Here is a 9,862-nt window from a genome sequence, read left to right as displayed (position 1 = left end):
ATCATGCTGAAATAGGAGTGCGTGATAATGACGACCCAGCTATTGATTTATGAGACGGTTGTTCCGGTGATGTTTGCCAATCATCGCCACTCCTCGGTTGAATTCGGCCGAAACTATGCTTTCAGCAGCAAGATAAACTCAGTGCCGCTGACCGCCATCGAGTTTCGCGATGCGCAATCCGACTACCCGATCGTGTTTGCGGGTAACAAGGAAGGCGTGATGCCCGCGGTCATTCTCGGCTTGCGCGAGGGCGAAAATCTCTACCTGTCAGACGGTGGCAAGTGGGATGCCCGCTACATTCCGGCCTTTGTTCGCCGCTATCCGTTTGTATTCGCCAAGAGTGATGACGGCGAGAGGTTCAATCTGTGCATCGATGAGATGTTTTCGGGCTTCAATGGCGATGGGCGCGGCGAGCGGCTGTTCGCCGACGATGGCAAGCCCACCGCCTACGTGGAAAACATCCTGAAGTTCCTTCAGGAATATCAACTCCAATTCCTTCGCACCGAACGGTTCTGCAAGAAGATTCTTGAACTCGATCTGCTCGAGCCGATGCAGGCGCAGGTCGAAATGAATACGGGCGAGCGCTACTCGCTCAGCGGGTTCATGGCCATCAACCGTGAGAAGCTCAAGGAGCTGCCTGGCGACAAACTGGCCGAATTGGCCAAGACCGACGAACTCGAACTGATTTATCTGCATTTGCAATCGATGCGTAACTTTGGAGCTTTGAAGGACCGGCTTGCCATGGCGAGGGCTCAAAAGGTCGATTCCGCGCCCGATTCTTCCGCGCCCGATTCAGAGGCTCCATCGATCTCCGGTGAGGATAGTTCAGAGGAGCCCAGGGTTCGAAGGTCGACCGCCAAAGCGGCCAATGGTTCTCGAGCGCCGAGTGCAGCTCTGGAGTAGTGGCAGCGACATGAGCTCCCGGCGGTGCAACCCGCTTTGGGTAGGGCGGCCTGTTATCGATCGTATTCCCGCAGGAGGTGGGACTCCAGTGCACGCCGGTTGTTTGCGCATTTTCTGTTCGTAGCGATAAGATCAACTCTATGACCACCGCGCCGATCTACTCGCTGACCGAAGATGCCTCCCGGGCAGAATCGGCGGCGTGGGCAAGGTTTTCGTCGGCCAACGATACATCCGAATTCTGCAAGAGCTGGCTTGCGATCCTGTGTCTCCAGATCGAGCGCGTGAACGGCGGGCTGCTGCTGTTGGGTCCCGACGCGGACGGCACTTACGTCCCTGCAGCGATATGGCCGCACGAAGGTCGCGATCTGCAGTATCTCAGCCCTGCGGCAGAACGGGTGCTGACTGAAAAGCGCGGACTCGTGGTCGCCTCGGATGGTGGATCGGTGGCGAGGCGCGACCATCCGGCATTTGTGGGGTACCCGATCGAGGTCTCCGGTGTGCTGCACGGTGTCATCGTCCTTGATGTTGCCGCCAGTTCGGAGGCGGCGCTGCAGCGCGCGTTGCGGTTGCTGCACTGGGCGAGCGCCTGGCTGGTCGATCAGTTTCGGAAGCGCGCGATCGAGGAGCGCGACGCGCGGCTTGCACGGCTTGCGCTCGCGATGGACATCGTCGCGACCGCAATCGGACAACGGCAATTGGAGCCGTCGCTGCTTGCCTGTGCCAATGAACTGGCAGGTCGGCTGAATTGTGATCGTGTCAGCATCGGCCTTGAAAGAGCTGGTAGCGCCGAGGTGCGCGCGATTTCGCACACCGCTACCTTCGATGCCAAGATGGACCTCGGCCGGTTGATCGGCGATGCGATGGACGAAGTTCTCGATCTCGACGTCGCCCTTGTTCACCCGCCGCGCGACGAACGCGAAGTTCCCGCGATCGCCCACGCTGAACTCGCGCGCGAGTTCGGGGATATTGCGGTATGCTCCGTGCCGCTGCTTGATGATGGGCATGCCATCGGCGTGGTGACGTTCGAGCGCGGCGAAGGAGCCGTCTTTGACGTTGAAACAGTCGAGTTGTGCAAAACCGTCGGTGGGCTGCTCGGACCGATCCTGAGGCTGAAGCGCGACGGCGAACGTAGCCTCTGGTACCGCGGGCGCATTGCCTTCGGAGAGAGTGCGCAAGTGCTGTTCGGGCCCCGCCACCCCGGCGCAAAGCTGATTGCGCTTGTCATCATGGGAACGGTACTCGTTTTCAGTATCGCTAGCGGGCTCTACCGGGTTACGGCCAAGACCGTGATCGAAGGTGCCGTGCAACGCGTGGCGGCCGCGCCATTTGACGGGTTCATCTTGCAGACATACGTCCGGGCAGGCGACACCGTGCGAAGCGGACAATTGCTCGCGCAACTGGACGATCGTGATCTGAAACTCGAGCAATCACGACTGACTGCCGAGCGCGAGCAATCGCTGCGCAAGCACAGACAAGCGCTTGCCACGCAGGATAGAGCGGCGATGATGATCATCGCGGCACAGCTCGATCAGGTCGAGGCCGAGCTGACGCTGACAAACGACAAGATCGCACGGACCAAGCTGGTGGCGCCGTTTGATGGGATCATCGTCAGCGGTGACCTCAATCAACTGCTGGGGACGCCGGTCGAGCAGGGGAAGGTGCTGTTTCAGGTCGCTCCACTCGATGCCTACCGGGTCATTCTTCAGGTGGAGGAACGCGACATTGCCCATGTTGCGGTTGGCCAACACGGCGAGCTGACCCTTTCCGGGATTCCGGATCAATTGATGGATTTCACCCTGACGCAAATTACGCCGGTGTCGACGACCCAGGAAGGGCGGAACTACTTCCGGGTCGAGGCACAGCTTGTCAATGCGTCGGACCGGGTACGTCCGGGCATGGAAGGATTGGGTAAGGTCGCTATCGGGCAGCGAAAGCTGATCTGGATCTGGGGGCATACCCTGTTCGATTGGATACGCCTGTCGATCTGGAAATGGCTGCCTTGACGGGAAGCACATGAACGTCCCGCTTTTGAGCAACTGGTGGTACAGGGTTGCAGCACGAAAGCCAAAGCTGCGTTCTCACGCACGTCTCTATCGGCACCGATATCGCGGCGAAGTGTGGTATTTGCTGCAGGATCCAGCCTCCACTCGGGTTCATCGTTTTTCGCCTTCGGCGCGGCTGATCATTGCCTTGATGGACGGCAAACGGAGCATTGCCGAACTTTGGGAAATCGCCAACAAGCACCTTGGCGAGGATGCGCCGACCCAGGACGAAGTTATCCAGTTGCTCGGTCAATTGCATTCGGCCGACCTGCTCGAAAGCGATGTGACGCCCGACGTGGCCGAGTTGTTTGCTCGCGGGGAACGCGAGGAGCGGGCGCGTTTTCTTCGAACCTACGCCAATCCGATGGCGTTGCGGATACCGCTGTTGGATCCGGACGCCGTTCTGAATCGTTGTCAATGGTTGATTAGACTGATCTGGAGCCGCTGGGGCGGTTTGTTGTGGCTTGTTGTGGTACTGCCGGCGTTGTTCCTGGTCCCATCGCACTGGCCGGAGCTCAGCCATAACCTCAGCGACCGGATCCTTGCGGTCGACAATCTGTTCGCGTTGTATCTGGTTTTCCCGGCTATCAAGGCCCTGCATGAGCTTGGGCATGCGACAGCAACCAAGGCAGGCGGCGGCGAAGTGCACGATATGGGGATCGTGCTCCTGGTCCTGCTGCCGGTGCCCTACGTGGAAGCCTCCGCCGCCAGTGTATTCAAGTCGAAGTACCGGCGGGCGCTGGTCGGCGCTGCTGGCGTCATCGTGGAGCTCTTTGTTGCGGCGATTGCTTTCTACTTCTGGCTCCTGATCGAGCCCGGGATCGTCCGGGCTGTTTTGTTCAATGTGATGTTGATTGCGGGCGTTTCCACGCTGCTGTTCAACGGCAATCCGCTATTGCGCTACGACGCCTATTATATCCTGGCGGACCTGACCGAGATTCCGAATCTGGCGGCGCGATCGACGCGTTACTGGGGTTATCTGATCGAGCGCTATCTGCTTGGGGTGTCTGAAAGCGAACCCCCGGATGCGAGCATCAGCGAAAAGACGTGGTTCGTCTGTTATGGCTTTGCGTCCACGATCTATCGGATGCTGGTCACGATCGCGATCGCACTGTTCATCGCCAGCCGATTCTTCGTCGTCGGCGTGATCTTGGCGATTTGGGCAGTGGGTGCGATGGCGATGTTTCCGGTGTTCAAGGCCGTGAAGCATCTGGTAGGTAGTCCACGCCTGCACAAGCATCGATCTCGGGCGATCACCGTCACAGTATCGCTTCTCATCGCTGCTGTCGGTTTCATTCTCATGGTGCCGATGCCATACCATTCTTATGCCGAAGGCGTGGTCTGGCTGCCTGAGCAGGCGGTGGTACGGTCCGGTGCGAACGGATATTTTCAGGATTTCCTGATCCAGCCGGGCGCCGCCGTCATCAAAGGGCAAGCCCTCACGCAAAGCGTCGATCCCGTCGTTGAAGCGCAATTGCGCCAAAGCATCGCCAAGGTCGCCGAGCTCGAAGCCGAATACGCTGCCGACTTCGTCCAGGACCGGACCAAAGCCGAGATGGTGAACGATCGGCTTGATGCGGAACGGGCGCGCCTGGCGCGTGCGCAGGAGCGGACCGATGCCCTGGTAGCTCGCGCCAATACGGATGGCATATTCACTGTCTCACAGATGGGCGATATGCCCGGACGCTATTATCACAAGGGCGAGTTGCTGGGTTATGTGATGGGGAAAACCTCGCCGATCGTGCGCGTGGTGGTGCCCCAGGATGCCGTCGATAACGTTAGAGCCCTCACCAATCATATTCGACTTCGTCTGGTTCATCAGCCCGGAGCCGTGATGACGGGCTCGATGTTGCGGGAGGTCCCGGGTGGCGAGGAGCAGCTCCCGAGCGCGGCGCTTGCGGCCGAAGGCGGTGGCGAGATAGCAACCGATCCCCGCGAGAACAAAAACCCCAAGGCGCTTCAACGCATGTTCCAGTTCGACATCGCGATTGATCAACCCAACGATATCGAGAAGTTCGGGCAGCGCGTCTTCGTGCGCTTTGAACATCAAAAGACGCCTCTATCCGTGCAATGGTATCGAAGCATCCGGCGGCTATTTCTATCGAGCTTAAATGTCTAGGGGCATCATGATCACCGAGGCGGGCGAACTGGCGGACGGGCGTCCGTACGCTGAGCGATCGGAGCGCGAGCCCAGCTTCCATGACAAGGCGGCCGAGTTTTTGCTGGGTTGCACGGTTCGGCCAGCTCGTCAGATCCTCTTCAATTCCGCGCGCGGTTTGGCATCCATCGTTCCGCTGGTACGACAGTACGAATCCACGCTTGCGCGAACGCCCGACGCGGATCTCGTAGCGCGGGCCGGAAGGATGCGCGGGCGGCTGCGGAAGGAAGGCTTTTCCGAGACGATCGTTGCCGAATGCTTTGCTCTTGTATGCGAAGTCGCTTCGCGCACGATCGGCAAGCGGCACTTCGACGCTCAACTGATGGCTGGGTGGGCGTTGCTGCAAGGCACGTTGATTGAAATGGAGACCGGAGAGGGTAAGACGATCGCGGCAACGCTCGCAGCCAGTACGGTTGCCCTTGCGGGTTATCCCGTGCACGTCATCACCGTCAATGATTATCTGGCAGAACGTGACGCGGAGGAGATGGGGCCGCTCTATCGCTATCTGCGTCTCAGTGTTGGTGTCGTCGTACAAGGCCAGACGCGGGAAGTGCGCCGGAAAGCTTACGCGAATTCGGTGACTTATTGCACAAACAAGGAACTAGCCTTCGATTATCTGCGCGATCGCGTCGCCTTGGCGAATCGAGGCAGCCGGCTGCATCTTTCGCTGGAAAAGATTTGTGCTTCCGCAAGTCGCGAGAGCGAACTGGTCTTGCGTGGCCTCTACTTTGGGATTGTGGACGAAGCTGACAGCATCTTTATCGATGAAGCGCGCACCCCGCTTATTTTGTCCGCAACCGCCGGGGCCAGCGAGGCACAAGAACAATGCGCCCGCGCGCTGGAAATCGCCGCCGGCCTGGATAGCGGCCGCGACTATCTGATTGAGCTGGTGGAACGCCGGGTTTCGCTAACGGCCGCCGGCCGCGAGAGGCTCGGTGAGCTCGCGCACAAATCGAGCGGTGTATGGACGTCGGTTCGCGCCCGTGAAGAGCTGGTTACGCAGGCGCTCAGCGCGCTACACCTGTTCCGCCGTGACCAGCATTATGTGGTCAGCGAGGGTAAGGTCCAAATCGTCGATGAATCGACCGGCCGCGTAATGCCCGACCGTTCATGGGAAGGCGGCCTGCATCAGATGATCGAGGCAAAGGAGCGATGCGAACTGACTTTGCCACGGGAGACCCTGGCGCGGCTCACCTATCAGCGGCTGTTTCGGCGTTACATCAGGTTGGCCGGAATGACCGGCACGGCGAGCGAGGTGGCGCGTGAGATCAGGTCGGTCTACGGGCTCGATGTCGTGCGGATCCCTTTGCATCGACCCTCGCGGCGGAAATACGTCAAGCCGCTTGTGTTCCGAACGAGGGAGGAGAAATGGCGGGCGGTGGCCAATTCAGTCGAACGCCTTGCCATCAAGGCTGGCCGGCCCGTGCTGATTGGGACGCGCTCAGTGAAGGCATCGGAAGAGATCAGCGCGGTGCTGACCGAGAGGGGCATCGAACATGCACTACTGAATGCCAAGCAGGACCAGTTCGAGGCCGATGTCGTCGCACTCGCGGGGCAGCCCAACCGGGTGACGGTGGCAACAAACATGGCAGGTCGCGGCACCGACATCCGGCTGGGTCCCGGCGTTGCCGAACGTGGCGGCTTGCACGTCATCCTGACTGAATACCACGAGTCTCGGCGCATCGATCGTCAATTTTTCGGCCGCTGCGCGCGTCAGGGGGATCCCGGTAGTTGTGAAGCGATCGTCTCACTCGATGACGAAATCTATGTGGTTTATGCCCCAACCGAGACTGCGCTGGTCGCGCGCGTCGTGATGCGCGCTGCAAGAGCATCGGCTGCGCTTTACCAGGGGCTGCGTGGTCTGGCCCAGTTTCGCGCTGAACGACGTGGCGCATACATCAGGCTACAGAATCTCGCGCAGGATCGACGATTGGAGCGGGTGCTGGCGTTTTCGGGAAGGGCAGAGTAACGGCCGTCGCCGCAGCGCATGCCGGAAACGGTGAAGACTACCTTGAGCGAGCAGGCAACAGTTGAGGATCGGCAATGTTGAAGCAACTTGGAAGGAGCGATCGGCTCACAAATCTCAATGAGCCGTGCCGGATCATGCGCCGGCGGGCGCGCGCGTTATCCACGCTGGTCGTGGCACTTGGTATCGTTGTGCCCGCGCACGCACAGGACCAGGATGGTTTTCTTTGCCTGATCCAACCGAAGATGACGCTGAAATTGGGGACTCAGGTGCCCGGGTTGATCAGCGAAATGCTGGTGGATCGCGGCGCGATGGTCAAGAAAGGCGATGTGATCGCGAGGCTTGAGTCGGGTGTTGAAGCCGCCGCCGTCTTGCTGGCTGAGGCGCGGGCTGGCAATGAAGCTTCAGTGCGATCGAGCCAGGCGAAGGTCGAGTACCAAAGGCGCAAGGAAGAGCGCATGAGGGCGTTACGCAAGAACGATACGGTAGCGTTCTCGGCCGCCGATGAGGCTGAAACTCTTGCCCGGGTCTCCGAGAGTGAACTCGACGAAGCGAAGGTCAATCTTCAGCTGGCGCAAACGGAGGCCGTACGTGCTCGCGAAATCTTCAATCAACGTATTGTTCGGAGTCCGATCGACGGTGTCGTGGTGGCGCGCTCCCTTGGTCCGGGAGAGTATGCGTTCGACCAGGGGCACCTGATTACGATCGCGCAAATCGATCCGCTCAACGTTGAAGTTTATGTGCCGCTCAGCCAGTTTGGCAGGATTCGAGCCGGTATAATGGCCGAGGTTTACCCGGAGGATCCTGTGGGTGGCAAGTACAATGCGGTGGTAACCGTGGTGGACCAAGTCTTCGATGCGGCCAGCGGCACGATCGGGGTGCGGCTCGAACTTCCCAATCCGAACCATGCGATTCCCGCCGGACTCAAGTGCCGGGTTCGTTTTCCTGGTGTTGGCTGACAAATATCGACCCGGTGAGAAAACCCGGTTAGCCCATTCCGCAGCGATTTCCCGAACCACGCGCCTAGCGAGCTGAAAAGGGTGCAAGATGCTGGAAGGTACCATCAAGACCTATCACGGCGACCGGGCGTTCGGCTTCATCAGGCCGGATTCCGGCGGCACCGACATTTTCTTTCATCTCAAATCATGCTCTCCCGGGCTCACGCCCGAGGCCGGCGCCCGGGTGAGCTACAACCTGGCTCCCGATCAGAGGTCCGGCAAGCGGCAGGCCGTCAGCGTCCGGATCCTGGCGACTGCGCATAGCGCGCCTGTTCTGACACGCTACGTCAGATCGTCACGGTTGCCACGCTAGTCGATGGTTGGTCGGCCGCCCCGGTATATCCGTCGCCGTTTTTGTTGACGTGCATGGGCGGTTGCGTTTCACCTTGAGAAGGACGTCATGCTGGGTCGGCTTCGAAAACTCGTTTTCCATATTCGACGACGTACTCCCGCCGCGCGCTTCGCCGAAAGCATTCGCCGCGTGAATCGCCTCGTGCGCCTCATGTCGACGTTGCCAAGAAGATCTCCTCGCAAGTCTGGCCAAAGCTGACGATGTCGGCCGATCTCGACGGAATCGCAGACTGATTGATCGCCCGCCGGGCGCATTGGGAGCCAAGGCCGCCGGACCGCGGCGGCAAGGCCCCGGCAGCGGAACGTTTACGGCGGGCATTAACTTCATTTACTGGGTGTTAACCATAAGCGCTCAGCCTTGCTGGGCGGCTTCGAACCGCCATTTGCGCGTGGCCTGGCTCGTCATGACAGGGTGCGCCTAGTCGTCTTCGGATCGGCCGGCGTTGTGATCAGCAGATGTAAATTCGGCTAGCAAAGGACTGCGTCGAGCATCATGCCCACGGGTTTTCGAAAGACGTGGAAGGTGAATTGCGCCCGGTATGCCATCGCGTTGACGCTGTCGATCTGGGGCGCGGGCTGCGCGACGTTCGAACCGGTCCGCGCAACCTCGACGAGGCCGGTTGCCTGGGATGGCCTCGGGCGAAATCCCAATCAAACCAAGTCAAAGATGCATCGCCCAGTCACTGCGCCTCAGGCGTCATTGGATCGCATTTCCGAAAGGGAGCGGGCGCTGACGGCGCTGCGTCCGTACTCCAGCGCCTGGTGGGCCGTTCACGACGAAATCGAAGGCGAACGGGACAGGCAATTGGCTGAAAAGCTCGTCATCTGCCGCGATTGCCTGTCGGGCTTCAGTGCCGCCGAGACGACCGGCTCGTTGGCCGGGAGCGGCCGCTGATAGTTGAGACCCGGCGGCCCGTGCCCGTACGGACTTCCCCGGCGTGGGCGAATCGGGCCTAGTTCCGTTCGAAACGTGTGCCCGTAAATCAATTGACGGAGCAGCGGTTGGACGATCTGGATCGCAAGATTGAGTTGCTCAAGGAGTCGCTGACGGCGGCATGGAGCAGTCTCGCCACATTCTCCAGCCCTCCCGTCGACAAAAGCGAAATGCGCGCACAGGCAAAACGCTGCAGCGAGGAGCTCAAGCGCTGCCTCCTGATCGTCGAGGCCAGGCAGACGCGTGAGCACGCGAAAGCGCTATCCGCCTACGAGGGCCGCGCGCTGCCAAAGCCGCATCTCCGCTTTCTCCTGGCCGAGGCAGTCAAGGACGCCGGAGGCCGGGGATGAACCAGCTTCGGCCGCCTCTGGACGTGGCTGCGCTTCCGGCGAGGTAAGCGGCAGAAGCGCTGACGTAAATTCCTCCGCGAGAAATCGTCCGGAAACCAAATTTCCGAATTGCCGACATCGCGGCGAAACTTTGCAGGACTAGCCTCTCCACTGTTTCAAG

Annotated in this window: 8 protein-coding genes; all 8 read left to right on the top strand. The window is 60.1% G+C overall.

All coding sequences use genetic code 11. The features are described 5' to 3' along the window. The first annotated feature begins 27 nt into the window (after window positions 1-27). The 8 genes from XH89_RS25740 to XH89_RS25705 all read left to right on the top strand — a co-directional run bounded on the left by XH89_RS25740 (window position 28) and on the right by XH89_RS25705 (window position 9,702). Complete coding sequence (locus XH89_RS25740; RefSeq protein ID WP_194463174.1) at window positions 28-903, top strand: SapC family protein; 876 nt, start codon at window positions 28-30, stop codon at window positions 901-903. 140 nt (window positions 904-1,043) lie between these two features. Further along, entirely contained in the window at window positions 1,044-2,906 is a 1,863-nt protein-coding gene (locus tag XH89_RS25735; RefSeq protein WP_194463173.1) for an efflux RND transporter periplasmic adaptor subunit, read from the top strand. Window positions 2,907-2,916: 10 nt separating this feature from the next. Then, window positions 2,917-5,064: a PqqD family peptide modification chaperone gene (locus XH89_RS25730; protein ID WP_194463172.1), complete on the top strand. Its 2,148-nt coding sequence runs from the start codon at window positions 2,917-2,919 to the stop codon at window positions 5,062-5,064. A gap of 7 nt (window positions 5,065-5,071) precedes the next feature. Continuing rightward, complete coding sequence (locus XH89_RS25725; RefSeq protein WP_194463171.1) at window positions 5,072-7,072, top strand: preprotein translocase subunit SecA; 2,001 nt, start codon at window positions 5,072-5,074, stop codon at window positions 7,070-7,072. Between the two features lie 74 nt (window positions 7,073-7,146). Then, window positions 7,147-8,028, top strand: a complete 882-nt coding sequence (locus tag XH89_RS25720) for an efflux RND transporter periplasmic adaptor subunit (protein WP_194463170.1) — start codon at window positions 7,147-7,149, stop codon at window positions 8,026-8,028. Window positions 8,029-8,116: 88 nt separating this feature from the next. Then, window positions 8,117-8,380: a cold-shock protein gene (locus XH89_RS25715; RefSeq protein WP_194463169.1), complete on the top strand. Its 264-nt coding sequence runs from the start codon at window positions 8,117-8,119 to the stop codon at window positions 8,378-8,380. A gap of 588 nt (window positions 8,381-8,968) precedes the next feature. Then, entirely contained in the window at window positions 8,969-9,313 is a 345-nt protein-coding gene (locus XH89_RS25710; protein ID WP_194463168.1) for a hypothetical protein, read from the top strand. A 107-nt stretch (window positions 9,314-9,420) separates the two neighbouring features. Further along, entirely contained in the window at window positions 9,421-9,702 is a 282-nt protein-coding gene (locus tag XH89_RS25705; protein WP_194463167.1) for a hypothetical protein, read from the top strand. Window positions 9,703-9,862 lie beyond the last annotated feature (160 nt).

Source organism: Bradyrhizobium sp. CCBAU 53340 (genome assembly GCF_015291645.1).
Taxonomy (GTDB): domain Bacteria; phylum Pseudomonadota; class Alphaproteobacteria; order Rhizobiales; family Xanthobacteraceae; genus Bradyrhizobium.
The sequence above is the reverse complement of the archived record's forward strand: the minus strand, read 5'-3'. Positions and strand labels throughout refer to the sequence as shown.